Consider the following 18,241-nt stretch of genomic DNA (forward strand, 5'->3'; position numbering starts at 1 on the left):
TTACTGCATTTTTACCTGTTTACCGCTATTGATAAGCACTTCCTTGGCACTCTCTACATTAATGGCATCTTTTGTACTGATGTAAGAGCCGGATTCCATATTTTCTGTAATATTTTTGGCTGTAGATTTTCTGCCTGCTTCTGCTGTTTCAATGATATTACTTGCTGTCAGGTTGTAGTCGTCATTGGCTGTTTCTGTGATATCTTCTCCCGCCATAATATTGACATTTCTCTGGGCAGAAGCAATGATATTTTTACCTGCATTGATCTGTACATTTTCTCCGGCAGTGAAGGTGATATTTTTGGGAGCATTGACAACAATATTTCCTTTTCCATCCATGAGATAAGTATTACCACTTGGATCTTCAATAAAAATACTTCCTTCCTGATCGTTAAAAATCACTTTATTTCCACTTCTTGTCTGAATAGATTTAAGATGGTTATTAATGCTTCCTCCCAATGCAACCTGTCCGTGGAACATTCCTCCCATCGCAAACGGAAAATCAGGATGATGGTATTCAAAACCTACCATTACCTGATCTCCTACTTCCGGCACAGCTACAAAACCTCTGTTTTGAGTGATCATATCTGTACCTCCTGCATCAGGGCTCATCATTCTGATAAAATGAGTGGTATCAGGATGTTGCTGCCAGTCGAATCTCACCTGTATTCTTCCCTGATTAAGCGGATCTGTATTGGAAATAACCGTAGCCACCTGCGGCTCAGCTTTAGGCTGTTTAAAATCCGGTTTTGGCATAAAGCCAGTGCCTTCAGCAATAGCTTCAAAACTTCCTGTATAATATCCTCTGGCATTGACTTCATGCAAGACTTCGGTAATTGTAAGTTTTGTAAAATAGGAAGTCTGGCTGGTATCCGGTTTCCGCATTTCCATATCTGCAAGGCATCCCGGATATAAAAACGGAACGGTTGTATTTCCTGAAACCGTAAATACTTCTACAGCAGCACTGCCTGCAGCACTTTTCTGAGAATCACTTACATCCACAAACATATTGGCATTAATGGGAGCCGGAGAAAGTGAACGGGTTTTAAAGATATTATTGTTCAGTTCATATGCTTTGGAGGGTATTTCGCCCAAATGTCTGATATTATTTTCAGAGCCTTCCATTTTGGTATGACTACTGCTGTTATAGCCGAAAAATTCAGGATTGGTGTGCACTGCATTCAGTTCTACCTGAACATCTGTTGCATTGCTTCCGTATACAAGACGGATCGGTTTTTCTGAAGGGGGAAGTTTTCCGAAATGAAGCACCTCACCATCGTAGTAGAACTGCTCTCCGTAGGCTTCAGCTGTTCTTGCAAGATAGTTATAATGGGTTTCGTTATATTGTGAACTATAATTGATATAGCTTTTATTCTGCGTATCTACTCTGAAATCAAATTTCTCTGATCCCAGGGCTTCTTTAAGTATTTTGTTGGCAATAATTCCTGTATTCACAGCCTGATCACCTCCAAAACTTTGAGTATGGGGAGCTGCATCCATCAATATGGTAGGGCTCTGGCCTCTCAGTACAATATTTCCCAGGCTCATCTTTTCCTGGCTGAATGCAGCTTTGGTGATAACTCCTACAAAAGTTCTTTCCGGGCTTTCACTTTCATAATCTTTGTATTTGAAAACAATGGTGATTCTTTTTCCCAGAAACTGGCGTGCCTGTTCCAGCGTATGGTTTTGAGCCTCCCCGAGAGAATCATGAGCTAAGATCAGCTCAAAATTGTGGTGTCTTCTGGCGCTTTGCTGCAGACGGAAATGTTTGAAGTGTTTGATAATTTTGCCTTCAATCACAATATCCAGTTTCACCACACGGTTGATTCCGGGAATATGATTCTCAGAAATCTTATCTGAATTCGAGATATTTTTATTCATAGTGATTAGGTTTTTTCAGAACTTTATTTGGAATAAACAGTCGTTCTATAAGGTTAAAAAAGGCAGAACAGCAGCCCTTGAAACGGGTGTACTATTCTGCCTGATATTTAAATTCTGAATTTGCTTAAGAAGGCCATGCTCCGAAGTATGATGAATTCCCCAGATCGATCTGTTCTGCACTTACCACAAAACTGATATACATACTGTTGTCATCCACAGCATCGAAATCTACTTCATGCTGGATTACATAACCGTTGTTCCACTTCAATGTTGTTAATGTTCCTTCTTCGTGAGATTTGTTGAAAGTGATCTCTCCTACTGTAGGCTTATATTTTCCGTTCAGTAAACTTTCCAGGATGTCTGATTTTTCAGTAGCTTCTACTGTGATTTTGATAAGAGCATTGGAAGGATCTGATGCCACACGCCCTGAAACGTCCGTAGATCTTGATACACTGTAGTTAAGCTTTAACAGTTTTTGCCCTTCACCGTTGTTGAATTTTAAAATTCCTCTTGAATTTCTTTCTGCCATGATTGTAAATTTTAATGGTTAATATATTGTGATTGTTTGCTTTCTATATCACCAAATATAGATGTATTTACAAAAAGCAAATTACATTTATTATTAAATTTCAAAAAGTGTAGTAATAATACGACTAACACCTGTTAGGCAAATTAACTCTTATAAATCAGTTGTTTGTTGTTTTTTATCACTGAAAATAGGATAATTGTATTGGCTGTTTAAAATTGGTTAAAGAAACAATAATATATTCCCAAAGCAACCGTAAGAAAAATCTTAAATACCAGGGCTAAAAACCTTTTAATAAACGCTGTGAAAATAATTTTCAAAAAAAACAGAAAAAATTAAAGTACCAAAATACTGATGAACAGTACATTGAATACTGAAACCAGCTTTATCAGGATATTTATTTGAAAAAATAAAACAAAATACTTGCGCGGTATTATAAAATGTTATACTTTTGCATCACTTTAAAACAACGAAGTAATAAACGAAAACATAATGGTTTCTTAGCTCAGTTGGTAGAGCAATGGATTGAAAATCCATGTGTCCCTGGTTCGATTCCTGGAGAAACCACTTTAAAACCTCTGATTAGTCAGAGGTTTTTTTGTTATTATATTCATACTAGCAATGTTAGCTTTTCTCAGTAACCTGACTTAATTTTTTTATTCTCTGATTCAAAATTACAATTCTTAACCTCTTCTATTTTCTTACACAGCCAACGTTTTCTTGTCTAAATAAGCAACATCAAGAATATTTAATCACACAAAAAGGAATTATTTATGATAATTATATTATATTTAAACATAAGCAATTATTGATATACATCTTCAACAACACCAATCCAATAAACAAATTATGAAACATCCAATCATTCCCGAAAATGCTGACCGCGAGTTGAGCATTCAACAAAGTCAGTTTAAAAATGTAATTTCAATTTTCAAAGAAGTAAGCCGTTCTTTACCTGAAAAAACAGCCATTATTTCAGAAAGTAAAAGTCTCTCCTATGAAGAGTTAGATATTCAGTCAGACCAATTGGCGGCTTATCTTCTTGGCATTCCATTGAAGAAGGGAGCTTCAGTTGCAGTCTGCATGTCTCAATCTGTAGAACGCATTGTAGCTTTTTTAGCTGTTCTGAAAATAGGTTCAGCCTATATTCCTATTGATGGACAATTACCAGAAAACAGGATTAAAATGATCATTGAAGATTCGCAAACCGAACTTGTCATCACTGAAGATCTTTATCTTGATAAATTTGAACAGATGCAAGTTCAATTGGTTAATATGAGCCACGGAATCAGTGAACCTGCAGGCAATCAGATCAGTATTATTCCCGATGATATAGATATGATGCAGACAGCCTACATTATTTACACTTCAGGAAGTACCGGAGTTCCAAAGGGTGTAGAAATTCATCATGAGGCCTTTTACGCTTTCGTCGTGTCCTTCACAGAGCTTTTGGGGTATTCTTCCAGGGACAGGACACTCCAGTTCAGTTCTGCAGGATTTGATGTTTCTATCATTGACATCTGGATCCCATTATTTACAGGAGCAACCGTTGTCCTGTATCCTGACAACAAAATTATCGGAAAGCCTTTGCTGGACTTTATTGTTGATCATAAGATTGAAGTTGTTCCCTTTATTCCTCCCGCTGTATTGAGTACATTACCAACAAATCTTCCCATCGGAAAGCTGCATACTATTTCCATTGCAGGCGAAGTTCCGTCAGAACAAACTGTAAAAAACTGGTGCAACAGAGTACGTCTCATTAACGTATATGGCCCTACGGAAACTACCGTAGGTGTTATTGCCCATCATTTTCAGGATGACACCAATCCTCATATTATTGGGAAGCCTCTAGAAGGCACTCATATTCATATCCTCAATCAGGACCTGGAGTATGTGAATGAAGGTATAACCGGGGAAATTTATATCGGGGGTAAGCAGGTAGCGAAAGGATACATCAATAAGCCGGCAGAAACTTCAGAAGTATTCATTGAAGCCCCTGAATGGATACAGTCTGATTACGGAATCAGCTACAGGTTATACAAATCCGGTGACCGCGGATTCTTGCGAAAAGACGGTAACATTGAGTTTGTAGGGCGTCTGGACGAACAGGTAAAATTACGGGGATACAGAATCGAATTAAAAGAAATTGAACATCATATAGGACAACTGGCACAGGTTGCAAATGTAGCAGTAAAAGTACATCGCCCGGAACAGGGACAGCCTGTTCTTGTTGCATTTCTGGAACTTTATGAAACAGACAAAGAACATATCACTGTGGAAGATATCCGTGCAAGGCTGAAACAAAGTCTTCCCACTTATATGCTTCCTGAAAAAATAATTTTGTACGACAAACTTCCTTTGACAATTACCGGAAAGATTGATAAGAGCAAGCTTCAAGTTCCCTTGCAGCAAACTGCGAGAAAGGCAAAAGAAAAAGTGGACGCCTCGGATCTTATGCAGGAAATAAAGGAAATATGGATGGATTTACTGAATCTTGATGAAATAAATGAAAATGGTAATTTCTTTGAATTGGGCGGACATTCTTTAATGCTGGGACAGCTGCACGCCCGGTTACCATTAAACATTCAGAAAAGAATATCACTTCCAGAGCTGTATCAGTTTCCAACCGTGTCTCTTTTTGTAAAGGAAGCAGAAACCCGTCTGGCACAAAATCAGCTTAGCCAGCAACAGAAAGCCCGTTTAGTTGAAGAACAGCTTATAAAGGATGCCGAACTTCCTTTTGATTTTGAAATTGCCGTACAGCCGGACCCTAAGATTCTATCCGATCCCTCAACCATTTTCCTCACAGGAGTTACCGGTTTTGTAGGTTCTCATCTTTTGGAAGAACTCATTCCCCGAAATCCTAATGCTGTCATTTATTGTCTTGTAAGGGCTGAGAATGAAACGTTGGGTCTCGAACGTATCAAAAGTACTTTTTTAAAATTCAAACTGATATGGAAAACAGAGTATGAGGATAAAATCAGAATTGTTTTAGGTGACCTGACCCAGCCCAAATTGGGAATTGATGAAAAATTATATGAATATCTTCTGAAAAACATTGAAGTAATTTACCACATGGGAAGTGATGTAAGCTATGTAAAACCTTACGAACACATCAAAAAACCAAATGTTGACGGAATGGCGCATATTTTACACCTGGCAGTGCATGAAAAAACAAAATTCCTGATCATTTCTTCATCTATAGGGGTTTACAGCTGGGGAAGAAGCTTTACAGGAAAAACCTGGATGACAGAGGATGATCCTATTGAACAAAATCTTCCCGCCGTATGTCGTGATATGGGATACATCCGAAGCAAATGGGTTATGGACAGTATGGCTTCGAAAGCCCGTGCAAAAGGTCTTCCTCTTATCAATTTCCGTCTAGGGTTTGTAGTCTGCCACGGGGAAACCGGAGCCACTCCATTAAACCAATGGTGGAGCTCACTGATGCGTTCCTGTATTGAACTAAAAGCTTTTCCACTGGTAATGGGACTAAAAGATGAAGTGATTACTGTAGATTATGTCTCTAAATCCATTGCTCATATCAGCCAGAATCCGGAGGCAATTGGACTCAACTTCAATTTGAATCCTTTACCGGAACACGACCTGTCCCTTACCGACTTTTGTGTCCGCATCACTGATTATTGCGGATTGGAAATGAAAAGTTTAGATTTTGAAACCTGGTTTGAACAATGGAAACGAAATCATGAAACACCTGTCTACGCCCTGCTTTATCTGTTCTCGGATGATGTTCACGAAGGAAAATCTCTGGTTGAAGCTTATGAAAATACCTATTATTTTAAAAGCAGCAATACGGAACGTTTCTTAGAAGGTTCAGATATCAGACCCGCTATTTTTAATAAGCCGGTTATAGAAGCGTATCTCAGATATATGAAGATGATTTAATTATTAAAGTCCTTTATCAGATAATTCAAAGCCTCTGTCCATCGGAGGTTTTGTTTGTTTATGTCTTAAAATGATTATCAGGTGTTCAGCCAGCTCAGGCATTCAGTAATCTGCAATTTGCTGATAAAGATTTCAGCATTTACTTCAGGTTCCGGTGAAAGTCTAAGTTCTACTTTCTGGCTGGAATGCTTGATAATTTCGGAAACCGCGTCTTTATTAATGATAAATTTCCTGTTGATCTTAAAGAAAATTTCAGGGTTCAGCTTCTGAATAATATCTTTAATGGTATCATCATAAATATAGGTCTGATGATCTTTTGTGGTCAGGAAAAGGTATTTCCCGGAGGCAAAAAAGTAGGCAGTGTTATGCTCGTCTATTGATTTTAGTTTATTTCCTTCTCTTACCATGAAACGCTTCATCACCTCATCTTCTGCCTGTCGTAATGAGGACATAGATTTAAGAACCGGTTCAGGATCAAAATTATTTCTTATGGAAATAAATTTTTGTAAAGCTTTATGCAAATCTTCTTCCTCGAAAGGTTTCAGAAGGTAATCAATGGTAAAATGTCTGAAAACCCTCATGGCATATTCGTCAAATGCGGTAATGAAAATAATCGGGGTAAAAAGTTCTACCTGTTCAAAAATTTCAAGGCTCATTCCATCTCCGAGATGAATATCCATAAAAATAAGATCAGCAGAATCTTTCTCAAAGAACTCAATTGCCTGTTTTTTGGAACGAAGAATAACCGTCTCTGTAACAGGGACTATGCTCTGTGTATCCAAAAGATTTTTCAGATAATTCACAGCCAGCAGTTCATCTTCTATAATGGCAATTTTCATAACGATGCAAAAGTACAAAAAAACCGCTGAAACAATTAAGTTCAAGCGGTTTCCTCTGTATTGAATTTGATATGAAGTTCTATAAATTAGGGTTATTCTTCTTCGCACTCATTGGATATTCAATGGTATATCGCGGATCATTCTGCTGAAGAATATACTCGTTGCCACTAATGGTGTGGCTTATTTTTTTCTGATTTGCTCTTCTTAAGTCGAACCATCTTTGTCCTTCCAAAGCAAATTCCCTGAATCTCTCATCCAGGATAAAGTTCATCAATGCTGCAGAATCCATTGAATTTACTGCATTTTGTACTGAAGTATATCCATCTGGAGTATATCTGTTTTTCATTACTTTGAGAAGTGTTTCTTTAGCTTCTGCGAGTTTATTCAACTTTAATAATGCTTCAGATTTTATAAAATACTGCTCTGCTGTTCTGAAAGACACTTTGAATTCTAAACTTCCTCCTTTGGTGACTTTATACTTACTACCATTTTTTTCAAAATACATGCCAAACCTTTTATCTGCCGTAGTATTGTATGAAGAAATCAGCTCCTGAGATGCAAAAGACAAGTTCTTTATAGAGTTATCCCATGTATTATCCAAAGCCATGATAGACTCCGGAGAAGCATAATGGTTGGGTGGTGTGTTGACCGTATTTAAATTGCTCAACTCTCCTTTTACTGCCAATACCTGATCTGCATAGCTTAAAGCCTTATCCCATTCTCCTTCATATAAAGCAGCTCTTGCCTCAAATGCCAGCAATGCGGTTTTTGAAAATCTGTAGTTCAATCCTGTTGCTTGTTTCTGTTCTACCATCAGATCTTCTGCTTTTTTAAGATCTGCATGAACCTGATTGTACACCTCCTGTACTGATGATGGCTTCAATACCTGCTCAAGATCGATTTCAAGACTGATCGGAACTCCTCTGTCGGTAGAAGCTGTAGCACTATTGTACGGTTTACCATATAGATTCACCATGTCAAAATACAGGTAAGCACGAAGAGCATACGCCTCTGCTAAAATCTGATTCTTTTCAGGAGAATCCTGCATAGTTTTGCTTCCTTCATTGATAATCTGGTTCAGGTAAAAGTTCACGGAATAAAAGCTTACCCATGGAAATTCTGTAGATGCCTGATCATTATTAGCATCTTTCCACATCGCAATTTCACGATAGGAAATAAAATCTGTTGAATTATCATCAATATTCACCTCATCGGTACGAAGTGCCACCAGTGATTTGTGAACAGGATATTTTGAATAGGCAGATGTAAGGACTTTTCTGTAATCTTCAACTGTGGCAGGAATCACTTTTCCTTCAGGCTGAATATCTAAAAACCTGTCGCATCCGATATTGATAAAGCTGATTGCTGCAAGTGCTATGATTGCTGTAATTTTTCTCATTTTTCTCAAGTTTTAAAAAGAAACATTAAATCCGACGGTCACCGACTTGGTGATAGGCTGTGCATAAATATTACCATACGTTTCCGGATCGAAATACCCTTTGTATCCGTTGCTGAATACAAACAGGTTACGTCCTTCAACACTCAGTCTTAAACTTGTGATTCCCATCGGGTTTGTAAATTCTTTAGGAAGTGTATATCCCAAACGGATGCTGCTGATTCTGATATAGCTAATTTCTTTTGCCCATACATCCAGTAAGCTGTAGGCATTGGAACGGTTTCCGGTAAACCATTTATTCGCCATCCATCCGTCCGGATTAGCTTCCATATCAGGACTTGTAATTCCCGGAAGCGAACCTCCAGCTTCATAAATATCTCTGGTGTAGTTTCTTCCTCTGTCCAGCTCCATACCTCGGTAAGAAGGTGTTCTCATTACCGTCTGCTTCAGGTTGAATGTTGCAGAAACCGTAAGGTCAAAATTACTTACCTTAAAGGTGTTGATAATACCTCCGGTAAACTTAGGATCTCTGTCTCCCACATACGTAAACAGGCTTCTCAGCTCCGCATTTGAAAGTTTGGTATCAACAAGCTGCCCAGGCAGGAAATCTGCATATACATCATATAACTTAAAGAATTCTGCTGCTGAAATCTTCTGATCTCCTTTCCAGAATAATGGGTTTCCATGTTCATCCATTCCTGCAGTTTTCAAAGCAAAAACAGCATTTACAGGAAGTCCTTCTCTTGATGGAAGCAATGCATTATCACGCGGCTGCTCACTCAATACTCTGCTCTTGTTATGTGCAAAGTTGATGGTAGTCGTCCATTTGAAATTATCATGATTGATGTTTCTGGTAGATATGGCCAATTCAAAACCTTTGTTGGTCAGGCTTCCCCAGTTCATCATCGTATATTCGAATCCTGTTTCCAAAGGAGTTTCTTTCATACTGATCATATCCGTACCTTTTCTGCTGTAGACATCAGCGGTAAGGCTTACACGGTTATTGAACAATCCCAAATCAAGTCCTAAGTTGGTATTGGTGGTTTTTTCCCATCTCAGTTTATCATTCGGAGGGCTGAGAACATTAATAATGGATTCTTTTCCTCCCGGAAGAATGGTGGCATCATTATATTCACCGATAAAGAATGGTGAAGTGTTTCTGTCAATATTTCCCTGAAGACCGTAAGATGCTCTCAGTCTAAGGTTGGATATCGCAGAAATATTTTTCATAAAGTCTTCCTTCGTTACCAGCCATGATCCTGAAACGGCCCAGATGGGAAGGTATTTATACTTTTTGTTAACCCCGAAAAGGTTCGTTCCATCATATCTTACACTTCCGAAAAATGTATATTTCTGGTCATAAGTATACGACGCTGTAGCAAACATAGATGCATAGGCATTCTCTATAGGAGCTGCTTCACGGTAGGTTTCATATCTTTTGTCCGCTGCAAAACCTGAATTCGGGAATACAATCGCTGTAGCTCTTCTTGTTTTCGGGTCATATCCGAAAGCTCTTGTAATTGTTGTATTATCTTCTGTTTTGCGGATTTCTGTACCGGCCATCAAATCAATTTCATGTTTATTGATCTTTGTGCTGTACGCTGCCTGTAATTTCCAGTTGTACTGGAAGAAATCATTATCCCAGTTTTGTTTTACCGCACCAGCCGGTAGAAAGTAATTGTATTTACCGTCTTTGTAATAACGGGTATTTTCTCTCATTTTTCTGGTAAAGTAGGTATTCTCTGCTGCAAATTTCTCTGTTTTATTAGCATCATACTGAAGTCCTAACTGAGAGGTGAATCTTAAACTTTTTGAAGCTTTATATTCTAAATCTAAAATTGCTTTCAAAGAGTTATTTTTCAGTGAATAGTTGGTATTCTCTCTTTCTTCCAGGAAGTTGAAAGGAATATAACGATCTTCAAAACCATCCATATCTCTATCATAATTGTAGCTTCCATCTGCATTGAAAGGCTTCATGTAAGGATTGGCATTTCTTGAATAATTCACAGGGTTGATTGAAGCATCAGCGTCCGTTACAAAAGATGTACGTTCACTTTGCGTTCCGAAAATAGAGATTCCTGCATTTAACTTATCGCTTAATTTATAGTTGTTTTTTAAAGTCAGGTTATAACGCTTAAAACCTGTACCGATAGTTGTTCCTTCTTCATCATAGTATCCCAGGGAGAAATAGTAATCTGCACGGTCACTTCCTCCGGAAACACTTAATCCGTATTGTTTGTTGATGGCATTTCTGTATAACAGTTTGCCCCAGTCTGTATTGTTATTTCTTAACCCGTTAATTTGTTGGCGTGTAAAAGAATTCAACGCATCAAAACCTCCGTTTCTGAAAGCATCAAGCTGGCTGTTCTGCGTCAGAATTCTCATTACTTCTCCTTTATCGGCACGATACGTAAGATCTGCACGCTTGGCAAGCATCAGTTCGAGGTCTACTTTTTCAGAAGCATTTAAAAGATTTAATTTATCAAAATCAGGACGAGAGGTAACGAAAGTGTCTGCTGAAAAGTTCAGTTTCAGACTTCCTTTCTTTCCTTTCTTAGTGGTAATGGAAATTACTCCGTTTGCCGCTCTTGCTCCATAAATAGCTGTTGCCGCTGCATCTTTAAGGATGGTAATGTCTTCAATATCATTAGGGTTCAAACCTGCGATAGAGAAGTTTTGGAGCTGATCGATATTGTCTTTATCCGTAAAGTTCGGAACATCATTTCCTTCTAACGGAAGACCGTCAATAACCCATAGCGGATCCTGGGGACCGGAAAGGGAAGCTGTACCTCTGATTCTGATCTTCGCCGGACTTCCCGGAGCTCCCGTTTCAGGAGTTACTGCCACACCGGCAATCTGTCCTGCCAGCATCTGGTCTACACTGGCAACACCAGCCTGGCTGATATTATCCATTTTCACAGTAGAAACCGCTGAGGTTTGCTTACGTTTTTCAATTTTCTGATACCCTGTGATAATAACTTCCTGGATTTTATTTTTATCTGAAATCTCAGAAGTCAGTCTGATGGTATAGTTGGTCTGTCCTTCATTAAGCTGAATGACTCTGGACTCATAACCCGGAAAACTTACCAGTACCGACTTTGTATCGGCAGGGATTTCCAGGATGAATTTTCCATCCTTATCGGTCACCGTACCTACTGATACACTTTCGATAATTCCTTCCAACTCCGTTTTTGTAGACACCGATTGGGTCTCGATTTTTATAGATGCACCGCTGATAGTCTGAGAAGTATTTCCGTCTTCTATTTTCCCGGTGATGGTTTTCTTTTGCTGGGCCATTGCTATATTAGCAGCCAAAAGAGGTAAAAGTATTAGAGTTTTTTTCATTGCCGTTTATTTGTTTAAAGCCTCTTGTATACGAATGATTAAATCAGTGTAATGTGCTCTGGAAGCATCATCACCTCTGTACCTTGTTCTGTTCAGTAAATCCAGAACTTTCTGAAGTTCAGCTCTCTTGTAAGTTGTCACCTCAGATACTCTTTTCATGGATGAATAATTGATATTCCTCAAACCGTGGTCATCTTCATGAAAATTACAGATGGTCGGGATATTCAAAGTTTCATCTGTTTTCAATCCTTTTACTGCTGTTTTTTCAAACAATTTGTTCACAGAGACAATCAAAGCATCCACATAATTTTTCTGTGTCATTTTCTCAAGCATCGTAAGGCTTCCTTTTTTACTGAAAATGGCAGTTCTTACCTGATCAAATAAATTTTCAACCGTATAGATTTCTTCTTTAGAGCCAGACATCTGATGTTTCAGTTCATTCTCAAGTAACCTCAACAGTCTGTCATCCATAAACAAAGAATAGATATTTGCATACTGCATTCCTCTTGCCATGGTATATGGTGTCTGCTCAAATGGTCCCATTGGCGAATCTTTTACTGGGTACGTTTTTTCTGTAATCGGATTAAAGAATAACCACTCCGGAAGGTTGATCGCATTTTTAACAAGATAATCAACCGCTCTTCTCTGAATTTCTGCAGGAACAGCTTCATAAGCTTTCTTTTTGTTACCAAAAACAGTATTGTTCAGGTAAATTCCTCCTACATTCGCCATCACATGACCTGTATACAAATCCCACTGCCCGATCACTCCCAGATACAGTTTTCCGGCATCTGTATATTCTTTACCATCTTCATACGTCCATTTCAAAAGGTTGTTAATAACCACTTTCAAATTCTTCATTCCGTACTCGCTGGCTTTCATCGCATCATCACCTAAATCTTCAGACTGCGAACGCGGATCAATGGTTTCCAGGTAGCTCTGCTGCTCACCATAGAAATACATCGGGTCATCTTCGTGTTTTCCAATTAAGTTTTTCAGTGCTTTTTTCTCTACGAATTCATCCTGATACCAACGGTACCCCCACTCGATGGCATATTTATCGTAAAGACCGATTTTCGGAGTGATTGCTGTAACGCCATCTTCCGGCTGAGCTACGTAATTGTAACGGGCATAATCCATAATGGAAGGTGCCGTACCGCCCATTTTGTCTGTAAATTCTTTGGAACGAAGCGACTCTACCGGGAATGCAAAGGATGCTCCCATATTGTGCTTCAATCCGAAAGTGTGCCCCACTTCATGAGATGAAACAAAACGGATGGCTTCTCCCATATGTTCATCACTGAATTTATTTCCTCTTGCTTTTGGATCAATAGGCCCTGTCTGAATTCTCATCCAGTCATGAAGAGAAGTCATTACATTATGCCACCAGATGATATCTGCTTCGATAATTTCCCCACTTCTCGGGTCTACTACTGATGGTCCCATTGCATTTGACTTTGGCGAAGCGGCGTAAGTAATCACAGAATATCTTACGTCATCAATATCAAAATCTTCATCTTTTTCATCCGGCATTTTCGCAATCACTGCATTTTTGAATCCTGCCTGCTCAAACGCCGCCTGCCAGTCATGTACTCCGGCAATGATTTTCTCACGCCATTGTTTTGGAGTTGCCGGGTCGATATAATAAACAATCGGTTTCTTAGGCTCTACCAGCTCACCTTTTAAATATTTTTCTTTGTCCTCGTCCTTCGGTTCAAGATTCCATTTGGTAATAAAGAATTTCTCATCCATTTTTTGCTGATTGTCATTAAACGACCAGTGTTTTTCGGAGAAAAATCCTACTCTTGAATCCGCGACTCTTGGTTTCATCGGTATTTTAGAAAGAAGAACCAGATTGGTAGTAACACCTAATGTTACCGGAAGATCTACCCCGCCTTCATTGACAGAAGTAGACAATTGGGACTTCACCACAAGGTTTTTAGGAAAAGTCTTCACACCTTCTATATAAGAAAGACTTGATTTCACAGATCCACCCAATCCTACATTAGCCAGCACATCATTAAAGCTTTTCTGGTTTCCGTCAAAAACTTTGTTCACTTTAATGGCTACAGCCGTAGAGTCGTTGTTTTGTGCCTCAATATCAAAAACTTCAATCACAGATTCTGAAAAATTGTCTTTCACAGATTTTGTAATGGCATCATTTTTTGGGGATGACACTTTAGGCACCACCGTTTTTACCCATACTTTTTTAGCTACAGGATCACGGTAAAAAGAGATCACCTTATTCTCATAGTTCATTCCTTTGTTCAAACCAGCCTCATTGACCTGCATGGGTACCTGAGAAAGTTTATTGACCACCAAAAACTGACGTCCCATCAAACTGTCAGGAATTTCAAAATAAATATCCGTCTTTACTTGAATGGTATTAAAAAGTCCTTTTTTATAGGTTCCTTTTTTGATCAGGTCTTCAATCTTTTTGGTTTTCTTGGAGGAAGAGGTTTCTGTCTTATCCGTTTTTTCTTTGTTGACCTTTACTGTATCTTTATCTTTTTTCTGTGCTATTGCCATTGGTGAGGCCATAGCAAGACCGAGATACAGTGCCAGCCTGTAATTCTTCATTAAAATAGTCCGATTCATTCCAAATAGTAAATATCTTAGTTTCAGCCAGCAAAGCTATAGGTATCATGAATCATATATATAATATTAGGGAGTGAGTGGTGAAATTTCGGGAGTGAATGGATTTTTATTTTACTTCATTAAAGGCAAAAAACATACGAAATATTCACCATCTACAGAAATATTAAGAATATTATTCTTAAAATATCCATAAACCTGATTCAAATACTCAATTCCGAATTTCTCTCCCTGTACCGTTTCCGCCTTAGGCTGCCAGGTATTCTTTACCGTGATCCCGTCCTCATCAACGATAATGATAATTTCCAGAGGCTGATCCATCGTTGCAATATTATGTTTGGTCGCATTTTCCGTGACTATCTGAAGGGATAAATACGGAATTCTTTTTTCAAGACTTTCAGGAGCATTAATGATCAATTCAAACTTCAGTTCTTCATCAAACCTGCTTTTCAGAAGTTCCATGTACTGCTGTATAAATTTAATTTCCTGCGAAACAGGAACAATATTATCTTTTGGAGGCACTATAAGATACCTGTAAATCCTGGAAAGATTCATGGTAAATTTCTGTGCATTTTCTTTATTGATCCCGATCAGCATATAAAGGGAATTCAATGAATTGAAAAGAAAATGCGGATTAATGTTATTTTTAAGCTGCTGAAGCTGATTGATCACTTCGGCTTTGTGCATCTTCTCGTTCTCTATCAACAGCAAATTCTTCTCAGACTGTATTTTTTCTTTTTCCTGATAAGCCAGACTGGTTGCTCTCTGAAACAATATGAATACCGTTACAATGAGAAACAACGCTGCCAGAAAAATATAAACAGTATAGGTTTTTATCTTGCTGATATTTTCGTCAATAATAAAATTCACATGATTCACTACCGTATATCCATCAAAATTATCAGTCTTCAATGGCTTTATGAAACGGGTTACCTCCACTCCCAGATATTCTGAAACTGCTGTTCCTTTGGTATATCCTGCTTCAGTTTTGCTGGTCAGTGTATCATTAGATTTAATATCCGTAAAATCAAAAATATTCTTTCCGATATATTTTTTTTCCGGATGGGTAATACAAATTCCTTCTTTAGTAAAAACATAGGCGTAGGTATTGGAACTTTTATCCACGTTGATAAAATATTGATGAAGATCATCCAGACTTACCGTAGAGCCATAGTACAATTTGTTTTTATCAGGCAGTACCAGAGAATCATAGCTCATCCAGTACATACTGTCTTTTTCAGTAATCAGAAGATCTTTGAAATGCCCCGGACCGTTATTTTTTATAACAATAGAATTCTCTTTACGATCTGTCTGCCTGAAAATACCGGATAAAGGATTGTTGCTCTCAGACTTTCCCGAATTACTGTTTTCATAATAATACCAGCTATAAGGGAGCAGATTTCTTTTTTTATTTAAATCATTTAAAACCAAAGAATAATCTTTATAGTTCTTCAGTCCGTCTTTTTGAATCAGTGCGCGAAGCAGATACTGATAATCTTCAATATTCCTGAACTCATGTTCTATCGATTCATACTTTCGGAAGAATGTTTTCTTTGCAAAATCATCGGTATTCTTACGGCTGTCTTCTGTGATCAAAAGACTCAAAACAGCAAATGCTGCCACTGCGATCAGGCAGGCAGATAAAGCGGTGATGTAAATGGATTTTTTGGATAAGGCGTGCTTAAAATTAATAATCAAATTCTCTAAATTATGGATTCCTCTACATATAAATTATTCGTTTGCAAAGATATAACAAAGATTTCAGGACTGTAAAGTGAATTAAATTTAGATTTCATATTTTAAAGTGAAAAACAAAAATCAGATACGCTTAAGTCTTAAAGTTCGTTAATATCGTCATTGAGACCACCTATTCATCACGCTATATTTTGAAAATTAATTATCTTCGCCTACAAATCTTATTTGAAAATGAAGAAGATCATCTCCGGGATATCTATTTTTTGTGCCATCGCTATTTCAGCTCAGGAAGCCATCCAGTTTCAGGAACTGCCATTCAAGGACATTATTGCCAAAGCCAAGAAAGAAAAGAAATTGGTTTTTATTGATGCCTATGCATCTTGGTGCGGCCCTTGTAAAATGATGGAAAAAAATGTCTTCACACAGAAATCCGTGAGTGATTATTACAATACCAACTTCATTAATGCGAGATTTGATATGGAAAAAGGAGAAGGCAGAGATATCGCTTCGAAATTCGGAGTACGCTCCTATCCTACTTATCTTTTCCTGAACGGTGAAGGTGAGCTTGTTTCCCGAAATACAGGATATATGGAAGAAAGCCTGTTTGTGGCAATGGCTCAGGATATCAATTCACCGGGAAACAAAAAAGGATCTCTTAAAGACCGCTTTGCCGGCGGGGAAAAAGATCCGGAATTCCTGATCAATATTATGAAGCTTAATGCCAACTCAGATTATGAATTTGCCAAAAAAGCTTCCGAAAGATACTTCCAGAACAAAAAGAAAACCGAAGAACTGTCAAAGGATGAAATCGGATTTCTTCTTTATTTCGTAAAATCATCGGAAGATACCAACTATCCTGTTTTTGCATCCAGAAAAGCAGAGATTATTAAATTCCTTCCTGAAGAAACTTACAATGAATTTGATGCCCAGCTGAAACTGGGAAAAATAGTAGAACAGTCTATTGATGATAAAAATAAAAAAATCAATGATGACTATTTTATGAAAGCTGCCGAACCATTGGTAGGGAAAGAAGCTGCTGTCAAAAAGCTGAATCAGACTAAACTCAGCTATTATGAACAGAACAGTAATTTTCCTGAATACGAGAAAGCGGCTTTAGATTATTATAAAAATTCTGATGCCTTTGATCCGAATGAGCTCCTGAGAGCAGCATGGATATTTGCAGATCATGTGAAAACTCCATCTTCATTAAAGAAAGCTACAGAATGGGCAGAAAAATCTGTTATGAGAAGCGAAACTTCGGAAAACACTTATATTCTTGCCAAACTTTATCACCTTACCGGAAATAAAGAGATGGCAAAAAACTATGCTGAAATGTCTAAAAATATGGCAGTTCAGGGCAATAAGGATTCTCAACTGGCAGATGAACTATTAAAGCAGATAAAATAAACATTATAAACCGGATGAAATATAAATTATTAGCAGCAGGCATTTTAGCTTTCCTGTCTACAACTACGTTGAGCGCTCAGGAACAGGAACAAGGAGGACAGGATAACAGTTTATACATAAAAGGGAATGCTTTATTTGCTCCGATAGGGATTTTAAACCTTGGAATAGAAAAACAGATCAGTCCGAAATATACCCTTCAGGGAGATGTTTTCATTTCACCATGGAAATCATTCGCAGGACACAAACTACAGTTTTACTCTGTCTCTGCAGAAGGAAGATATTATTTTACCGAAGCTTTCAAACACTGGTATGTAGGCGCAAACATAGCTGTTGCTGCTTACAATGCCACAAAATGGAGTTATTGGAATGACGATACTTTTGAAAACTGGAATGGAGAAATCCTTAAGAACTCCAACCTGTACCAGAAAGGATTTTCTGTAATGCTGGGAGTTACAGCAGGATACCAGTTTCAATTATCCGAGCGCTGGAATCTTGATATTTACGGAACAATCGGAACATCACAAGGGTTTTATAAAGGGTACGACAAATCTACAGGAAGACGTTACGATTCTGCCAAGGAATTTAATAAAAGCGGTGAAATCATCCCATACAGAGGCGGTGTCATGATTTCTTATAAATTAAAATAATACA

Annotated in this window: 10 protein-coding genes and 1 tRNA gene; 4 read left to right on the top strand and 7 right to left on the bottom strand. The window is 38.0% G+C overall.

The annotated features are described in order from the left end of the window. Both AC5YGI_RS04835 and tssD read right to left on the bottom strand, forming a co-directional pair. Positions 1-1,881 (bottom strand): type VI secretion system Vgr family protein, encoded by a 1,881-nt coding sequence (locus AC5YGI_RS04835; RefSeq protein ID WP_454510351.1) that lies wholly within the window; start codon positions 1,879-1,881, stop codon positions 1-3. 124 nt (positions 1,882-2,005) lie between these two features. After that, positions 2,006-2,410, bottom strand: coding sequence for a type VI secretion system tube protein TssD (gene tssD, locus AC5YGI_RS04840; protein WP_047421063.1), 405 nt, complete (start codon positions 2,408-2,410; stop codon positions 2,006-2,008). Between the two features lie 491 nt (positions 2,411-2,901). On the opposite strand from tssD, the gene AC5YGI_RS04845 reads away from it, so the two are divergent. Both AC5YGI_RS04845 and AC5YGI_RS04850 read left to right on the top strand, forming a co-directional pair. Then, a tRNA-Phe gene (locus tag AC5YGI_RS04845) sits at positions 2,902-2,974 on the top strand. A gap of 282 nt (positions 2,975-3,256) precedes the next feature. Then, positions 3,257-6,313, top strand: coding sequence for a non-ribosomal peptide synthetase (locus tag AC5YGI_RS04850; RefSeq protein ID WP_496167672.1), 3,057 nt, complete (start codon positions 3,257-3,259; stop codon positions 6,311-6,313). Positions 6,314-6,390: 77 nt separating this feature from the next. Here AC5YGI_RS04850 and AC5YGI_RS04855 read toward each other — a convergent pair whose 3' ends face one another. From AC5YGI_RS04855 to AC5YGI_RS04875, 5 genes are all read right to left on the bottom strand, one after another. Next, positions 6,391-7,152, bottom strand: coding sequence for a LytR/AlgR family response regulator transcription factor (locus AC5YGI_RS04855; RefSeq protein WP_446105149.1), 762 nt, complete (start codon positions 7,150-7,152; stop codon positions 6,391-6,393). A gap of 79 nt (positions 7,153-7,231) precedes the next feature. After that, positions 7,232-8,551 (bottom strand): RagB/SusD family nutrient uptake outer membrane protein, encoded by a 1,320-nt coding sequence (locus tag AC5YGI_RS04860; protein WP_496167673.1) that lies wholly within the window; start codon positions 8,549-8,551, stop codon positions 7,232-7,234. Positions 8,552-8,563: 12 nt separating this feature from the next. Next, entirely contained in the window at positions 8,564-11,893 is a 3,330-nt protein-coding gene (locus tag AC5YGI_RS04865; protein WP_496167675.1) for a SusC/RagA family TonB-linked outer membrane protein, read from the bottom strand. 6 nt (positions 11,894-11,899) lie between these two features. Beyond that, positions 11,900-14,473, bottom strand: coding sequence for a zinc-dependent metalloprotease (locus AC5YGI_RS04870; protein ID WP_330747292.1), 2,574 nt, complete (start codon positions 14,471-14,473; stop codon positions 11,900-11,902). Between the two features lie 129 nt (positions 14,474-14,602). Further along, positions 14,603-16,186: a sensor histidine kinase gene (locus AC5YGI_RS04875; protein ID WP_496167676.1), complete on the bottom strand. Its 1,584-nt coding sequence runs from the start codon at positions 16,184-16,186 to the stop codon at positions 14,603-14,605. Positions 16,187-16,414: 228 nt separating this feature from the next. Between AC5YGI_RS04875 and AC5YGI_RS04880 the strand changes: the two genes are divergently transcribed. Further along, positions 16,415-17,590 carry a thioredoxin family protein gene (locus tag AC5YGI_RS04880; protein ID WP_137905903.1) on the top strand — a complete coding sequence of 392 codons (1,176 nt, stop codon included), beginning with the start codon at positions 16,415-16,417 and terminating at the stop codon, positions 17,588-17,590. 14 nt (positions 17,591-17,604) lie between these two features. Continuing rightward, a complete protein-coding gene (locus AC5YGI_RS04885) occupies positions 17,605-18,237 on the top strand; it encodes a DUF3575 domain-containing protein (protein ID WP_330747295.1) in 633 nt (210 codons plus the stop codon). Positions 18,238-18,241: the final 4 nt, after the last annotated feature.

Source organism: Chryseobacterium sp. CS3K3.1 (assembly GCF_059515165.1).